Annotated in this window: 13 protein-coding genes; 6 read left to right on the top strand and 7 right to left on the bottom strand. The window is 52.5% G+C overall.

The features are described from left to right. Nucleotides 1-4: 4 nt before the first annotated feature. Together EGM51_08780 and EGM51_08775 are read left to right on the top strand one after the other, a co-directional pair. Entirely contained in the window at nucleotides 5-1,405 is a 1,401-nt protein-coding gene (locus EGM51_08780) for a Gfo/Idh/MocA family oxidoreductase (GenBank protein QBG49281.1), read from the top strand. Nucleotides 1,406-1,457: 52 nt separating this feature from the next. Then, nucleotides 1,458-2,807 (top strand): Gfo/Idh/MocA family oxidoreductase, encoded by a 1,350-nt coding sequence (locus EGM51_08775; protein ID QBG47480.1) that lies wholly within the window; start codon nucleotides 1,458-1,460, stop codon nucleotides 2,805-2,807. 87 nt (nucleotides 2,808-2,894) lie between these two features. Here EGM51_08775 and EGM51_08770 read toward each other — a convergent pair whose 3' ends face one another. The 7 genes from EGM51_08770 to EGM51_08740 all read right to left on the bottom strand — a co-directional run bounded on the left by EGM51_08770 (nucleotide 2,895) and on the right by EGM51_08740 (nucleotide 11,864). After that, nucleotides 2,895-3,977: a Gfo/Idh/MocA family oxidoreductase gene (locus EGM51_08770; GenBank protein QBG47479.1), complete on the bottom strand. Its 1,083-nt coding sequence runs from the start codon at nucleotides 3,975-3,977 to the stop codon at nucleotides 2,895-2,897. Between the two features lie 9 nt (nucleotides 3,978-3,986). Continuing rightward, nucleotides 3,987-5,132 (bottom strand): Gfo/Idh/MocA family oxidoreductase, encoded by a 1,146-nt coding sequence (locus tag EGM51_08765; GenBank protein QBG47478.1) that lies wholly within the window; start codon nucleotides 5,130-5,132, stop codon nucleotides 3,987-3,989. Between the two features lie 156 nt (nucleotides 5,133-5,288). Then, the gene (locus EGM51_08760; GenBank protein ID QBG49280.1) at nucleotides 5,289-5,963 is read right to left on the bottom strand and encodes an amidotransferase; all 675 of its coding nucleotides are present in this window, start codon (nucleotides 5,961-5,963) and stop codon (nucleotides 5,289-5,291) included. Between the two features lie 4 nt (nucleotides 5,964-5,967). Then, the gene (locus tag EGM51_08755; GenBank protein QBG47477.1) at nucleotides 5,968-8,790 is read right to left on the bottom strand and encodes a DUF3857 domain-containing protein; all 2,823 of its coding nucleotides are present in this window, start codon (nucleotides 8,788-8,790) and stop codon (nucleotides 5,968-5,970) included. Beyond that, nucleotides 8,733-9,743 (bottom strand): DUF3857 domain-containing protein, encoded by a 1,011-nt coding sequence (locus tag EGM51_08750; protein ID QBG47476.1) that lies wholly within the window; start codon nucleotides 9,741-9,743, stop codon nucleotides 8,733-8,735. Before EGM51_08750 ends, EGM51_08755 begins: the two co-directional genes overlap by 58 nt. Nucleotides 9,744-9,830: 87 nt before the next feature. Continuing rightward, nucleotides 9,831-11,210, bottom strand: a complete 1,380-nt coding sequence (locus EGM51_08745; protein QBG47475.1) for a metallophosphoesterase family protein — start codon at nucleotides 11,208-11,210, stop codon at nucleotides 9,831-9,833. Between the two features lie 66 nt (nucleotides 11,211-11,276). Next, nucleotides 11,277-11,864 (bottom strand): hypothetical protein, encoded by a 588-nt coding sequence (locus EGM51_08740; GenBank protein QBG47474.1) that lies wholly within the window; start codon nucleotides 11,862-11,864, stop codon nucleotides 11,277-11,279. A 76-nt stretch (nucleotides 11,865-11,940) separates the two neighbouring features. Here EGM51_08740 and EGM51_08735 point away from each other — a divergent pair, with 76 nt between their 5' ends. The 4 genes from EGM51_08735 to EGM51_08720 all read left to right on the top strand — a co-directional run bounded on the left by EGM51_08735 (nucleotide 11,941) and on the right by EGM51_08720 (nucleotide 15,602). After that, the gene (locus EGM51_08735; GenBank protein QBG47473.1) at nucleotides 11,941-12,507 is read left to right on the top strand and encodes an ArsR family transcriptional regulator; all 567 of its coding nucleotides are present in this window, start codon (nucleotides 11,941-11,943) and stop codon (nucleotides 12,505-12,507) included. 50 nt (nucleotides 12,508-12,557) lie between these two features. Continuing rightward, entirely contained in the window at nucleotides 12,558-13,940 is a 1,383-nt protein-coding gene (locus EGM51_08730; protein ID QBG47472.1) for a hypothetical protein, read from the top strand. A 73-nt stretch (nucleotides 13,941-14,013) separates the two neighbouring features. After that, on the top strand, nucleotides 14,014-14,616 hold the full coding sequence (gene plsY / locus EGM51_08725) for a glycerol-3-phosphate 1-O-acyltransferase (protein ID QBG47471.1): 603 nt from the start codon (nucleotides 14,014-14,016) through the stop codon (nucleotides 14,614-14,616). Then, nucleotides 14,613-15,602 carry an NAD(P)-dependent glycerol-3-phosphate dehydrogenase gene (locus EGM51_08720; GenBank protein QBG47470.1) on the top strand — a complete coding sequence of 330 codons (990 nt, stop codon included), beginning with the start codon at nucleotides 14,613-14,615 and terminating at the stop codon, nucleotides 15,600-15,602. Before plsY ends, EGM51_08720 begins: the two co-directional genes overlap by 4 nt. Nucleotides 15,603-15,640: the final 38 nt, after the last annotated feature.

The raw sequence follows: 15,640 nt of genomic DNA, 5'->3' as shown, positions 1-15,640 counted from the left end.
GATGATGAATATTTCACGCAGAACCACTTTAGGTGCCGGTGCGGCTGCCGCCGGCTGGGCCATGATTCCGGGACGGGTACTCGGTGCAAATGAAAAAGTGAACTTCGCGGCCATCGGTCTGGGACAGCAGGGGGGCGGAATTACCGGAGCGTTTGCCGGAAATCCGAAGGTCAACCTGATTGCGATATGCGATGTGGATATCGACAGTTCTTCGCCGGTGAAAGATGACAGCAAAGGACAGCTGGGCTGGGGCAAGCCGACCATCACGCCGGCGCATAATGCTGCGAAATATCCCAAGGCGAAAAAATACCGGGATTTCCGGAAAATGTTCGATGAAATCGGCGATCAGCTTGATGCCGTCTGCATCGGGGTTCCGGACCACTCTCATTTCCCGATAGCCATGCATGCCATGTCGCTGGGTATTGCCGTCTATGTTGAAAAACCGCTGGCGCGTACATTCCAGGAGTGCGACCTGCTGATGAAGGCCGAGAAAAAATACGGCGTGGTGACACAGATGGGCAATCAGGGGCATTCGGGGGATAACTATTTTCAGTTTAAAGCCTGGCGTGAAGCGGGGATCATTAAGGATGTCACGCATGTGGATGCCTATATGAACAACTGGCGCCGCTGGCATCCGTGGGGAGATGTCAAGGGGTATCCGACCGGCGGAAAAGTGCCTGCCACCATGAACTGGAACGTCTGGCAGGGTACCACACCCAGACCGATGGAATTCAGCGATAAATTCCATTATGGCAACTGGCGCGGCTGGCATCAGTTCGGGACCGGTTGTTTCGGTGACTGGGGCGCGCATATTCTGGATACGATTCATCAGTTCCTTGAACTCGGACTTCCTGAAAAGTTCGGTACGAAAATGATTGAAGGACGCAATGATTATATTTTCCCGATGAAGTCGGTCATTAATTTCCAGTTCCCGGAACGTGGCGAAGGACTCCCTGCCATGGACATCGACTGGTATGACGGGCAGAAAAACTGGTGCCCGAAACCGAAAGAGATGGGTGATCGTAATCCCGGCGGTCCGGGGAAATTCATCTATTCCAAAGAGCTGATTTTCCATGGTAACAGCCATCATCGTCCGTTGCAGGTGATTCCTTACGAGAAGTTCAAGCAGATGCTGGTCGACGGCACGGTCACAAAGGATTACGGAAAGCACTCCAACCACTATCAGAACTTTGTCAATGCGGTGCGCGGTGAGGAGCAGACCCGTTCGCCGTTTTCGGTGGCCGGTCCGCTCTGTCAGATGTTTTCTCTAGGCTGTATTGCCCAGCGTCTGGGCGGTGAGTTTGAGTTCGACCGCGAAACGCAGCAGATTACCAACAGTAAAACGGCCAATGCGCTTCTAAAGGATGACGTCCGTGAAGGCTGGGAGCAGTATTATAAAGTGTAATTGGAATCAGGCATCTTTCAGTGTGAGAGTTGCTGTTATATAGGAGCAGGATATGAATCTAAACAGACGTAATGCCTTATTTGCCGGCGGGGCTGCCGCTTCATTTTCAATGATTCCCGGGAAGGTGCTCGGGGCCAATGAAAAGGTTGATGTGGCCTGGATCGGCGTGGGCAACCGCGGTCCGCGTATCATCAGCAATTTCGAGCGTTCAGGCATTCTGAATGTTGTTGCGCTTTGCGATGTGCATGTGGATAACAAAAACATGCAGGAGATGAAGGCCAAATATCCCAATGCCAAGGTCTATCAGGATTGGCGGAAACTGTTTGATGAAATGTCCAATCAGTTTGATGCCGTCATTAATCTTACGCCGGACCATCAGCATTTCCCGATTTCCATGGTTTCCATGGCTAACGGAAAGCCCGTTTACACGGAAAAACCGCTGGCCCGTACGTTCCAGGAAATTGAACTGCTTATGGCGGCCGAAAAGAAATACGGCGTTCCGACGCAGATGGGCAATCAGGGGCACTCCGGCGATAACTATTTCCAGTTCAAGGCCTGGAAGGAAGCGGAAATCATCAGGGATGTCACCCATGTGGATGCCTATATGAATAAATGGCGGCGCTGGCATCCGTGGGGCGATGTGAAAGCCTATCCGACCGGCGCGAAAAAACCGGCCGGACTCGACTGGGATATCTGGCTGGGAGTTACTCCGACCCCGAATGTTTATGACCCGAAGTTTCATCCCGGAAACTGGCGTGGGTGGTATCAGTACGGCACCGGCTGTTTCGGCGACTGGGGCGCACATATCCTTGATACAATTCATCAGTTCCTTGAGCTTGGGCTGCCGGAAAAAATCACCGCGAAAACGTGGATTCAGCCGAATGATCTGATCTTTCCGCTGGCTACGACCATTAACTTTGCGTTCCCGGCACGCGGCGACATGCCGGCTATGGATATCGACTGGTACGACGGGCAGGAAAATCTTCCCCCGGTTCCGGAGGAGTTTGCCGGCCGTGAGCTGAAAAAGGATAAGCCGGGTAAATTCATCTATTCAAAAGATTATGTGTTCCAGGGGGACAGCCATGGATCAACGCTCCAGATCCTGCCCTACGAAAAGTATCGCGAACTGCTGAAGGCCGGAAGCATACCGAAAAACTTCGGTAAAAATTCCGATCATTATACCAACTTCCTGCGGGCGTGTAAGGGTGAGGAAAAGACCCGTTCACCGTTCTCGGTTTCCGGGCCTCTGTCTCAGGTCTTGGCTCTGGGCTGTCTGGCGCAGCGTTTGGGCGGAGAACTGCATTTCGACCGTAAAACAAAGCAGATTACCAACAATAAAAAGGCCAACAGCCTGCTGAAGGATGAGGTGCGCAAGGGCTGGGAGCAGTACTACAAACTGTAAACGGAGATAAAGCTGTAATGAAAAGAGACCTCTTCCGGTTATCGGATCAGGTCTCTTTTTTCTTTTTCAGGTTAAGACTTCGGGGTGCTACATGAGCCCGTCTGCTATCGCCTGGGCTTTCATAGAGAGCTCGGCCGCTTTGAAGGCGTGCTCCTGCGTCATTGCATTTTCCGTACGGTTGATACAGTCCAGAATCAGATCGCCGAAGAACGGGAAACCGGTATTGCCCAGACATTCAATTTCCTGTTCTTCTTTCCCGTTCACCAGAAAGATTCTGCTGGCCGGAGCTTCGCGCGCGACGTCCATGTATTTCCGCACCTCCATGGTTCCTTCGGTGCCGACCACAAAGGTGCGTCCGTCGCCCCAGACCGGAGAACCGTCGGGGGTGAACCAGTCGAGACGGCAATAGAATGAAGCGCCGTTGTCTGCAGTTAGAGAGGCTTCGCCGAAATCGTCCAGTCCGGGTTTGTCGGGATTGTTGAAGTTCTCAACGCGTGCAAAATTAATGGTGGCATCATTCGCTTTGGTGTAATGCAGAAACTGTTCAAACTGATGGGAGCCGATGTCGGTCAGAATACCTCCGTATTTCTCTTTTTCGAAAAACCAGTCGGGACGGATCGATTTGCTCAGTCGGTGCGGTGCAAGGTTGATGACCTGCAGTACGGTTCCAACAGCACCTTCATCGATCAGTTTCCCGGCCGCCATACCGCCTTCGTTATGCAGCCGTTCCGAATAGTAGACCATATATTTTTTCTGGGTTTTTTTCACCAGTTCACGTGCGCGATCGAGTTGTTCAAGCGTGGTGAAAGGTGATTTGTCGGTAAAGTAATCCTTACCGGCTTCCAGCGCCTTGAAACCAATGCCGGCCCGTTCGGAGGGAACTGCTGCGGAGCAGACCAGTTTCACTTCCGGGTCATTCAGAATCTGTTCATAGGATTCCGCAGCCCGGGCTTCCGGATTCTTTTCGATAAAATCGGCCAGCCGGGCCGGATCGGGATCATAGGCCCATTTCAACGTGGCTCCGGCGTCGCGGAGACCGTTGGTCTGTCCGTAAATATGGCCATGATCAAGGAAGGCTGAGGCGAAGATGAACTCGCCCGGTCCAACCACTTTTTCGGCTTCGGCGGTCGGGGCATAATCCGCCCCGCTGGAAATCTGATGTTTACTCATATATACTCTCTATCGATAGGATTTGGACATATCCACTTTGGCCTCGGTTTGAACGACCTCACGGGGTTTGGACCGGGCGATTTTTTCGTTAATGATCTTTTCATAGGCTGTGCCGTCGAGCGGCAGGCTGACTTCATCCTCAGTCCAGGTGGAATAAATCATGGCTCCCGCCAGCTCGAGCGAGTTGAGCCCTTCGGCCGCGGGGGCTATCAGTTCCGCTTCCCCTTTGGCGGCTTTTACAACGTTGTTTAAAATAGCGGCATGCTGGTTGACGGTTTCCGCAGGCCGGTAAATCTCCTCAGAGGTTTCGGGGGTACCGAACATTTCATCTGTGGTTTTGCTGAACGCGGAAACAGACTCTTCGGTGCGGATCAGTTTGACTTCATTGCCGTCGGTGATGATAGTTCCGCGATCTCCGACAATTTCGAGCCGGTTGGTACCGGGACATTCGCCGGTACTGGCGGAAAACTGGCCGGTTGCTCCGTTTGCAAATTCAAAATAGGCATTCACTTCGTCTTCCACTTCAATGTTGTGGTATTTGCCGAAAGAACAGTGTGCCCGGACTTTTGCGGGCATACCGACGAGCCACTGGAGCACATCAATATTGTGAGGGCATTGATTCATCAAAACGCCGCCGCCTTCGCCTTTCCAGGTTGCGCGCCAGGGACTTGATGCATAGTAGATTTCGGGTCGGAACCAGTTGGTCATAGTCCAAGAAACGCGTTGCAGTTCACCCAGAGCACCTTCATCGATCCATTGTTTGATCCGGACATAACAGGGGTGAGTGCGCTGGTTCATCATTAGTGATGCAATCTGGTCGTCGCGCTGAAGGGCCGCGAGAATGCGCTCGCCCTCGGCCTTATGACAGGCCAGCGGTTTTTCCATGATCAGGTGCAGTCCTGCTTCCAGGGCCTGAATGCCGATGGGGGCGTGCAGGTGAGTTGGAAGAGCAACAATCACAGCTTCGCACAATGCGGATTCAATCAATTCCGATGCATCGCCGAAACAGGCAATACCCTGTTTTCTGAAATCGTCTGTAGATTCGATCGGGAGGTTCGCCACTGCAACCAGTTCTGCGTCCTCTACTAAACCGTCCTGAATATTTTTTGCGTGAACCCGGCCGATGTTGCCGAGACCGATAATACCAAATTTCATAGCAAATCCTTAATTTGTCATGAAAGGTAACAAAGGCGGCCTGAAGCTGTCAACTGTGTGAACGGCTTATCCGCAATGGGGGAGCCGGTATCTGATGTGTACTCGCTGATTCGATGCCGACTGGACTGAGCGGAGCGTATGCAGAGAGGGCGTGGTTCAGAGCAGGGTGTCGAGCAGGTTTTTCATTGCGGCATTAACATTTTTAATATTTGAAAGGCCGCGTTTCATTTCTTCCGGGCTTTGGATATAGGGGGCGTCTGTGAGTTCGTCTCCGCATTCCTGAATGAGAGCTTCGATGCTGTCTTCGGTGATTTCCATGTGAAACTGGAGGGCGACGGCGTGGTCGTTGTATATAAAGCCCTGATTAATTCCGGGTTCGCTGGTGGCGAGTCTGATCGCGCCATCGGGAAGGCTGAAGGTGTCGCCATGCCAGTGGAATACGGTCATTTTTTCCGGAATCAGGTCGGGGGCTTCGGGGGAGCGGGTGATGGGAAACCAACCGATTTCCTTCCGGGGCCCCGGGTATACGTCGGCGCCGAGCACATCGGCCATTAACTGGGCTCCGAGGCAGATTCCGATCACGGTTTTTTCCTCATCAAGTGCGGTCTCGATAAATTCCTTTTCGTCGGTAAGCCAGGGATAATCATTATAATCGAAAATGCCCATAGGGCCGCCCATAACGATCAGCCAGTCGAAATCATCCACATCGGGAAACTCGTCGTCATCGTCATAAAGACGGGTGCAGGTAATCGAAAACTCCTGATCTTCTGCCCAGTCTTCGATATAGCCCAGACCTTCGAACGGAACGTGCTGAAGCCAGTGCAGTTTCATCATCCTACTCCTTAGTCTTTTTCAGAAGAATAGTACGCATATCCGGATGTGCCAGCTTTTTCATTGCCTGGATGATGTCAGGGAAATCCTTGCCCGGAATGAGGGCCGGTTTGAGGTCGGCCATCTGCACCATGCGGATCGTATGATTCTTTTCTGAATATTCCACGGCAATTTCAACGAGTCCGGCACCCTGCGGGGCCTGCCAGGAAAAGGTGCGTGGCAGAATGGCCGGTTCATATCCTTCCGGAAGGGTAATGCTGTACTCAATGATGCTGTCGACATAATTACCCCAGGCCAGCGGCAGGGTGCGTTCGTTGGAACGGTAGGAGAGGAGGCCGCCCAGTCCGCCCGGCACCGAAAAATAGAGATATTCTCCATCCGTCACCGCATAGCGTTCGGCCGTCACGGCATATTCCAGTTTACCGGGATAGGTTGTGTAATCGGTAATCAGTTCGGTGGCGGCCTTTGCTGACTGGGATACCGCGTTGATCATTTCGAGATAATGGCGGCGCCGTTTTTCCGGGGTGATTTCCGCATAGCCCCGGTGGAAACCTTCAAAGGCGGTGCCCTGCTGAATGGCGGTCTGCTTGATGGAAGCCGTTCCGTCTGCAGTCATCGAGATGTCATAAATATGATGTCCGCGGTCCGCTTTTTCGCTGTCGACTTTAATGGTGTCAATGTGTCCCTCCCGGAGGTCCAGATAGGCCCGGCGGTTGTAGGCGGTTGTTCCCAGTTCTGCATACTGCGATTCACCGCCCATGAAGGTTGTTTCTCCGTCGATATCGACTTTCAACAGTACTTTGCTGAAGGCGTTGCGTGCCGGAATTGCGAGCTGGAGTTCTGCCGCTTCGGGAATCAGGGAGATATTGCCCGACAGGACAAATTCAGGTTCGAATCCCGAAGCTTTCAGCAGGGTGAACAGCAGGATCATGCGATCGGCGTTATTGCCATAGCGGTCGGTCAGAGTGGTATCGGCTGTACTGAGTGCGGAGAGCGGAAGGCGCGTCAGTGCGGGACCGGCCTGCCGTACATTTTCAGCCAGCCAGTTCCGGAGGACCGTGGCCTTTTCGGTTTCGGTTTTTAAGCCGGCGGTGAGTTTTTCTGCCAGCGCAACGCTGTCGGTTTGGTTGAGTGTATGCTGCAGCAGCGCCTCCCGGATCCGGTTTCCATAGGTTTTCCAGTCGCTCGATGCCATGGCGACCACTGGATTGAAGGTGTGCCACGGGGGCAGGGCCTCTTCTTTTTCAACGGCAGGCTGATTCTCGGCATCCCAGACATAGGTCACCGTTCCATTGCTCTCGGTGCGGGTTTCATTGATGCCGGTGTTGCGGATCTTAAGGTCGAGATCGGCCGGGGCATTGACGGTCACTGTTTTGCGGTCGATCGGCTCGTGGGCATTGAACGACTGTATGGTGGAAAAGTAGGGTTTCCCGTCAACCGTTGATACAAATTCATATTCGAGTATGCTACCGATTTCCACGCCGGGCAGATTGGCGACCAGCAGTTTTTCGGCGGGATAGCGCGGGGCTGATGATACCCATCCGGCATCCATAATATTGAGTTCGTCTTTACTCAGCAGTTTTACGGTTCCGTCAGGGAGTGTCACTTTTGCCTCGGTCAGTTCGATGTGCTGCCAGGCGGGATTATAAGCGAGTTTGATTTCGGAATTCGCTTTTTTTCCGGCGTAGGTGAGAACTTCAATACGGGAACGCTGGGTCTCTTTCCAGACACCGGGCGATTCGAGATCAATGTTGATGTCGCGGGAAAGAATACGTACATCGGGCTCGGTTGTTTTTCCGGGGGGCGGTACATCGAGAATCAGTTTTTTGCGCAGATTGTATTCGATCGCTTTCAGGTTGTCCTTCAGCACCAGATACTGCTCGGGGGTGAACTCAACCGCATTCATGAGAAAGGTGTTGGCGGCCGACAGCATTCCCGGTTGCTGGGAAACATTCATCTTCCAGGTCAGTTCCTTGTTATCAATTGTCTGGTAGTCGGGAATGTTCAGGGTGCCGACATCGTCTGGAATGCGCAGATCCAGAGTTTCCCGGATACCGGCGGTCATGCGGGTGTAGAGCGGGTATTCCCGTTTTTCGAGGCCGGTCTGTCCGATCAGAAAATTGGCATAGCCCAGGGAGCTGCCAAGCCTTGGAAGAGACAGCATTTTCTTGGTTTCGCCTTCGACGAGCAGATTATCGGCGGAGAATGTAAGTTTGACCGTCAGCGGCTGTGTAGTGTCGCGCAGCTCAGCCGGGAGAATTTCCAGAGACTGGAGTTCGGCCGTCGGCATGGAGCGTTTAATGTGGCCTTCGAAAAAGCGGCGGCGTTCCTCCGGTTTGATTTTCGAGAAATAGCCGCGGTAGGCGGTGTCGTTGATTCCCTCAAAAACCATGGTGCTCTGCGCTTCAAGATTACCGGCTTTATCGAGCGTGCCGGCAGAACTGATGGTGAGCAGATTGTCTTCCGCCGGGATGATCGGGGAGGTCCGAAGAGTGTCGCCTTCGGGGCGGGCGACGATATAGCTCATATTCTGCAGATAGGTCGGGAAAATATCTTTTGTATTTTCGTCGGTGGAATCCATCAGAATATAGTTTCCGTCATCATCCAGCGCGGCGGTAACGGCGTGGTTGAAAAAGGGCTGGGGTACTTCTTCATCTTTTTTCGGGCCGGCCATGATGATGACCGGAAAGGCTTCTACACCCACATCGCGCAGCATGGCGGCGAGCAGGGCGGCTTTATCGCGGCAGACACCGTAGCGGTTGGAAAAAGTCATACTGACGTCGTGCGGTTCATAGCCCGGGGCTTCGTCTTCGGTGGTGATGCCCATGTAGCGGATTTCCTGTGAAACAAAATTGAAAACGGCGTTGATTTTTTCCTGCGTTGTTTCGGCCCTTCAACGAGCTCTGCGGCTTTGGCCTTCATTTCCGGGGTGGTTTTCAGTCGGGGAAGGCAGAGTTCCCAGTACCATCTGGAAAGATCCTCCCAGCTCTCTATGGTGCTGACGAGCAGGCGCTGAACGACCGTGTAGCGGGTCGGCATATCCGGTTCATCAAACATGCGCGGGACATCTTTAACTTTCCAGGTGTAGATAATCCGGTCATCCTGTTCGTTCTTCTGTTCGGAAAATTCCACCGTGCCGGGAATTTCGTCTTTCAGTGCAATTTTTGCGAGCGGACGCGATTTCGGGGCGATAATGCGATAGGTCATCCGTTCATAGGGTGTGGGACCTTCAAAGGTCTGATAGTCGCTGAAAGAATCGGGAACAATGGTCTTGTGGTGTTGGCGGCGGATGACATAGCGCAGCGTATCACCGACTTCGAGACCGGGAATGGAGAGGGTGAGGCGCTTGGAGTTCGGATTGTAGATGTTGGCATTCATCTGTCCCGGATCAGTCATTACCTTGCTGTTGGCCTCGGGGTCGATTTCAACGATGGATCCATCGGGTTTGAGCAGCTGGACCCGGGTGAAATAGTTGGTGCCGTAAGCGACATCGAAACCGAGTGTCATGGTGCGGTTATTACGTTTGCCTTTTTCGGTGATAATTTTAACTGCGGTGTCATCCCAGGAATCGGAGGTTCCATCCTCCTGATATTCGACTTCGATCACGTCATCCACCAGCACCTCATCGGCATCGGGATATTTTTCGGCAGTGACATCGGCGGCCAGTTTCCTGATCGTATCCGGATCCAGAAATTCTTTGGCCGAAAGCGGCCGGGTGAAAAGAAAAACAGTGAAAACAGAAAGGCCGACGCGCAACAAACTCTTCATACAGATCTCCATGATAAAAGCTCAGGAAACCGTACCTTTCAGGAACGGCTCCCGCAAACTCTTTCTATGGACCGGATGTGTGCGGTTTAGTTGAATCTGCTACAGATCTTTTTTTGAATACTCAATGGTATTCTGCATAGTGCGCGATTCGATGTCTTCAAAATCCTGCCGGATTTCCTTTTTGCCGTTTTCATGATTTTTGCGGATCACGGCGCGGTCATACAGCTCGCCGGTCGCAGTATAGGCTTCATAGATGAGTTCGTCGATGTCCACCTCGATAACCTGGAAGAACTGAGAGTTTTCGCCGCGGCGAACCGGTTTATAGTGTTCCGGTTCATACTGCTTCAGAAAATCTTTGTTGGTCGGGTATTGTTTGGGTCCGCTGACGGAGACCACATAGAGCGTTTGGAAATTATTGGATGGCTGTCCGTTTTTTTCAAGGGCTGGAACCTGGCCGCGCAGATAGCTGTGGTCATGACCCTGCAGCACCAGATCCACATTGTATTCGGCAAACAGATCCAGCCAGGCTTCGCGGTCTTCCGGTTTATAATTTGTCCGTCCGCCGGGGGCAAATACCGGATGGTGAAAAGAGACGATTTTCCAGCGTGCACCGGGTTTCTTCAGCTCTTTTTCAAGAAACCGGGTTTGGACCGTATTTTCGGAGCAGGAGTTCAGGATGATAAAACGCGCGCCCTGATAATCGAATGAATAGACGGTTTCCTTCAGTGAATCCGGCAGGGATTCATCAACCGGGAGGGTGAACTGGGGGCGCCACAGTGCGGACATGGTTTTATTGGCCCGGCTGGCACCGCCCACCGGACTGTATTCATGGTTGCCAATCACGGGGACACCGGTCCACTGCGCGTGCAGGTAGCTGCCGGCTTTGAACCAGCCGGCCCATTCCGGATCGGCGTTCGCGTGGTTGATCAGGTCGCCGGCATGCAATGCAAATGCAGCATTCGGTGCCGTCTGGTGCGCCATTCGGATGACCCGCGACCAGCGGCTGAAGACATCATTCTGCGCATCTCCGAAATAGACAAAGCGGAAATTCTTTTCCCTGTCCGAAGCGGTTTTAAACTGAATCCATTCGGACCAGCGGTCCTTGCCGTCGCCCACGCGATAGGCATAAAGCGTTTCGGGTTCCAGATTCTGAAAAACGACACTGTGGTAATGAACGGGATCGCGGTCTTTGTTGATGATCCGGCTCAGTTCAACCACTTCGGTTTCTGCTTCGATCCGCATGGCTTTATGGATAAACCCCGGTTCTCCCCAGGCCGGCGCAATTTCGGCATAAGCTTTTCTGACGGTTTGGTCTGTCCGCCACGTGACCGCCCGTGAGGTGGCCGGATCGCCGCTGAATGTAAGAAAAACCCGATCCGGATCCGGACTCGGAATTTCCCAGTGCCGCATAGCGTGTACGCCTTCGTGGGCAAGGATGGATCCGGCGAGCAGAGCGGCCGAAATAAATAATATTTTCATGATCAATGAGCCTCGTTTGATTGAGTCAACTCTTCCCGCCGAATGTTGGGTTTATGTGAGCGGCCTTTAAATAATGCCTTCCCGTCCCAGTTCTCGGAAAATGCGTTCGACTTCGGCGTGAGCGACCTCGATGAACTCTTCAAAATCATTCGTATTCTGTCCGGTAGGGTCGGGAATGTCGCGGATATCCGCCGGATCGTCGTGCCACAGATATTCCATCATGCGGAAGATTTTATCCCCCGCTTTAGGGTAGCGCTCCAGCAATTCCTCTTTCTGCCACTGTTCCATCACCAGAATAACGTCTGCCTCCTTCACCAGTTTTTTTGTGAAGGGATCGGAACGGTGTGTTTTCAGACTGAAGCCATGGATTCTCGCCACATGTTTTACGACCGAATTGGCCGAACTGCCCCGCCGCGCCCGTACACCGGCCGACTTGATACGGATTTTTTTCCGGGCATATGGATAGTTTTCCTTCAGGTACTGTTCCATATAGCCATGCAGGTATGCGCTCCGGGTAATATTCGCCTTACACGCCACCACGATCGTAAATTTTTTCTCGAACAATCCCATGCGGAGAAAGATAGAGGGATTGGAGGCAGGGTGCAATCCACGTTTGTCAGGGAAGAAGGAAAGGTGAGTTGTATTTTCATACATTATGATGTGTGAAGTTTATAAAATATATTGTTTTATTGATAATCTGTTATTTCATACATCATAATGTGTGAAATATATGGAGAACATGATGACAGATTTACATCCATCCCTCTGGCGCACATGCAGAGTGCTGGCAAATGAAAAGCGGCTGTATCTGCTGTGGAGGCTGTTTCAGGCCGGGGAATCCGGTGTGACTCATCTGGGGGAAGCGGTGGGATTAACGGAGCCGTGTACCAGTGTCTATCTGCGCGCTCTGAATGCCCGGGGGCTGATTCTGCCGCGCCGCCAGAAAAATTTCGTACTGTACCGTCCGCAGGCTAATCCGGAGGTTGCGGGGGCGGAACGGTTGCTTGCTGCATTGCGCAGTGCGTATGATGATTATATGCCGGTGCCGGCGGTAATCAGATTGGTTACGGCGTTTACGCACGATAGACGGATTGCGATTGTTCGGGAGCTTTCCAGGGGAGCATTGTCGGAGTTGGAGCTGTCGGTGAAAACCGGGATTTCTCCGCAGGCGCTCTATCGGCATCTCAGAAAACTTGAGGCCCGGAATTTCGTTGAAAAGGACCATGATGAGCTGCGATTGGTTGCGCAGAATTCAGAGCTCGGCCGGGAGTTGCTGGCGCTGGCGGTCGGTTTGTAGTTTTTCTGGTGGTGAATATGCCGGGCTCTAGTATGGTCGAATACTGATTTATGAAGGCGACGTTTAAAGTTCTGGGATTGGTGTTCGGGCTGGGGACGGTGATTTTAATCATCTTTCATCTGGTGATGCTGTTTGGGCTGACAAAAACAATGCGTGAGGTGGTGCTGCCGAGGATCAAAGCCGAAATCGGTATTGATGTCCGGGTAGGGCGATTGTCCATCAATGCGGCAAAGGGCATGCTGCATCTCGACGATGTTGAAGTGCGTAATCCGGAAGGGTTTCTGCTGGAGAATCTGGCTTCGGTTGAACGTATAAATGTGAAAGTCGATGTTAAGTCCATGCTGCTGCAGAAGCCGCTTGTGGTGAAATACGTCGAGGTCGAAAATGCTGTCGTCAATGTGATCCGTAATGAGGATGGCGAAATCAATTTCAACAGATTGAAAGAGGGACTGGAGGTAGCGACTGCATCCCCGGCTGAGCCCACCGGTATTCCGGAGTCCGGAAAACAGCCGGTTGAAACGGAGCCGCCACCCGGGCGGGAATCTGTTGCGCCGAAACCGGAGAAACCGTTGCCTGAGTTGCTGTTCGAGCGCATGGTCTGTGATGCGAAGGTGCGGTATATTGATTTTCAACTGGATCAGCTGGATGTCGTGCTGGATCTCAACCTGAAAGCGGCAAATCTTTCCACGCTTTCCGACTCTGCCGCACCCTGGGGAGGGGCTGTTATTGAGGGCAGTCTGGGGAATGATCACAACAGTTATGTCACAACGCTGAACCTGAGACTTGCGCCTGTGCGGGATGTGGAGCAGCTTTCCTTTGATTTATTCGGTAAGGTCATGGAGATTGATCCGCGTTCGCTGGAATCGCTCTGGAAACGGGCCGGGATTCGGCCGGAGCCTTTTTCCATTGAGCCGCTTCTTCAGGTGCGTGATCATCGTTTTGTGGATTCCGCGATCAGAATGGCCATGCGTGAAATTGAACTGGAGGATAAACTTTCCCGAAAACTCGGAGGTATGGCGACAGTGGAATCGCTCGAGCTGTCGGTTCCTGTTACGGGCACGCTCCGTGAACCACGCGGCGATTTTCAGGGCGCTCTGATGTCGGCGATCGGCCGGAATGCCGGTTCGCTGTTGAATGCATGGGTTAAAGGGCAGGCTGAAAAACACGGAATAGATCCCTCTGACGTGCCGACGAATGTCGATGCCGCCGTGGAAGCGCTGGGTGAAGTTGTTCCGGAAATAGGCGAGAATGAACGTGTGAAGAAGGTTTTAAAGGATTTGGCAGGCGGAGATCCTTCCGCTACAAACGCGTCCTCTCCGACCGTATCAGATACGATTGTCGATATTCTCGGAGATGAGGTGAAGGAAATCGGGGAGGATGAAGAGCTCAAAAAAGAACTCAAAAATCTGGGTCGATGGCTTTTCGGGGAATGATTTCAACGGTAATTCATATGCGAATGAAGATTTGCAGAGCATTTTCGTTCTGCGGCAGAAAGAAGACGGTTAAATGACCATAGCAATACTGACCATAACAGCCTATTTTTTCGGCGCGATCCCTTTCGGACTGCTGGTGGCGAAATCGCAGGGGGTGGACATCCGTGAAAAGGGCAGCGGAAATATCGGTGCCACGAATGTCTTTCGAGTGGTTGGAAGGGGATGGGGAACATTCACTTTTCTGCTTGATGCGCTTAAGGGATTCATTCCTTCTTTTGTTTTTCCGATGATTGGTTATCTTGATGCGGATTATGGTGTTCTGTTCGGCACGGTGGCGATTCTGGGGCACAGTTTTCCGGTTTACCTTAAATTCAAGGGCGGGAAAGGGGTTGCCACCAGTGCGGGAATGCTGCTCGGTGTGGCTCCCGCATCGGTCGGGATCGGTTTTCTGGTCTGGTTGATCAGCCTGCTTCTTTCTCGTATTGTATCGTTGGCTTCGATTCTGGCGGCTCTGGCTGTCGGTATCAGTGTCTGGTTTTTTAAAGACAGTCGGATCATATGTGTTACATTAAGCACTCTGGCAGTTCTGGTTATATGGCTACATCGTGCCAATATTAAACGACTGATCAATGGAACTGAAAATCGTTTTGGAAAGAAAAAGGAGAAATCCGCATGAAAGCAACCGTAATCGGAGACGGAGGCTGGGGCACGGCTCTGGCCATGGTATTGGATCGCAACGGACACGAGGTCACCGTCTGGGGACCCTTCGAAAGTTATGTGGATGAAATGCGCATTTTCAAAGAGAACGTTAACTATCTTCCGGGCGTCAAGCTGCCGAATTCCATCCGCTGGACTTCCAGTTATGAAAATGCGGTGGAAGAAGCTGAATTGGTGGTGATTGTTGTTCCGTCGCGCTATTACAAGGACACGGTTAAGGCATTCAAACCCTATCTGCCTGAAAGCGCCCTCATCGTGAGTGCCACCAAGGGGCTCGATGAAGAAACCTATGAGCGTATGAGTGAAGTGGCTGAAAAAATTCTCGGGCGCGATGTGGCGGTGCTTTCCGGGCCGAGCCATGCCGAAGAGGTTGCACGTGGTGTCCCGTGTGCGGTGGCGATTGCCGCTAAAGATCATGCCGTGGCCGAGCGGATTCAGAAGCTGTTTGTCAATGACACCTTCCGTGTTTACACGCTTGACGATGTTATCGGTGTGGAACTCGGCGGTGCACTGAAAAACGTGGTGGCTGTAGCGGCCGGGATTTCTGACGGGCTGGGTTTCGGCGATAACACCAAAGCGGCGCTGATGACCCGCGGTATTGCTGAAATTACCCGCCTTGGTACAGCGCTTGGTGCGAAACCGGAAACGTTTATCGGGCTTAGTGGTATCGGTGATCTGATGGTGACCTGTATGAGCCGGCATTCGCGCAATCGCGGGGTGGGCGAGCGGCTCGGAAAAGGAGAAACGTTAGAGGATATTATGGCCTCGATGAAAATGGTGGCCGAAGGTGTGTGGAACTGCCAGGCCGCTGCCAAGCTGGCTGCAGAAAAAGGTGTGCCGGTTCCGATTACCGATCAGGTGAATGCTGTTGTCCACAAAGGGAAAGATCCCCGTGAAGCGGTTATTGATCTCATGGGGCGAACTCCTAAAGCTGAATCTGAATAGTCGCCTTTGCCGATGAGATGTATGCCGGTCTTAGTCCC

The sequence above is a fragment of the Verrucomicrobia bacterium S94 genome (assembly GCA_004299845.1).
Lineage (GTDB): Bacteria > Verrucomicrobiota > Kiritimatiellia > Kiritimatiellales > Pontiellaceae > Pontiella.
Note: the sequence above shows the minus strand (reverse complement) of the source record. Positions and strands in the feature narration are given on the sequence as shown.

Coding starts and splice junctions, on each gene's coding strand:
- EGM51_08745 (QBG47475.1), bottom strand. CDS start 11,210: ATGAAAATATTATTTATTTCGGCCGCTCTGCTCGCCGGATCCATCCTT.
- EGM51_08750 (QBG47476.1), bottom strand. CDS start 9,743: ATGGAGATCTGTATGAAGAGTTTGTTGCGCGTCGGCCTTTCTGTTTTC.
- EGM51_08765 (QBG47478.1), bottom strand. CDS start 5,132: ATGAAATTTGGTATTATCGGTCTCGGCAACATCGGCCGGGTTCACGCA.
- EGM51_08735 (QBG47473.1), top strand. CDS start 11,941: ATGGAGAACATGATGACAGATTTACATCCATCCCTCTGGCGCACATGC.
- EGM51_08760 (QBG49280.1), bottom strand. CDS start 5,963: ATGAAACTGCACTGGCTTCAGCACGTTCCGTTCGAAGGTCTGGGCTAT.
- plsY (QBG47471.1), top strand. CDS start 14,014: ATGACCATAGCAATACTGACCATAACAGCCTATTTTTTCGGCGCGATC.
- EGM51_08720 (QBG47470.1), top strand. CDS start 14,613: ATGAAAGCAACCGTAATCGGAGACGGAGGCTGGGGCACGGCTCTGGCC.
- EGM51_08755 (QBG47477.1), bottom strand. CDS start 8,790: ATGGGCATCACCACCGAAGACGAAGCCCCGGGCTATGAACCGCACGAC.
- EGM51_08770 (QBG47479.1), bottom strand. CDS start 3,977: ATGAGTAAACATCAGATTTCCAGCGGGGCGGATTATGCCCCGACCGCC.
- EGM51_08730 (QBG47472.1), top strand. CDS start 12,558: ATGAAGGCGACGTTTAAAGTTCTGGGATTGGTGTTCGGGCTGGGGACG.
- EGM51_08775 (QBG47480.1), top strand. CDS start 1,458: ATGAATCTAAACAGACGTAATGCCTTATTTGCCGGCGGGGCTGCCGCT.
- EGM51_08780 (QBG49281.1), top strand. CDS start 5: ATGAATATTTCACGCAGAACCACTTTAGGTGCCGGTGCGGCTGCCGCC.
- EGM51_08740 (QBG47474.1), bottom strand. CDS start 11,864: ATGTATGAAAATACAACTCACCTTTCCTTCTTCCCTGACAAACGTGGA.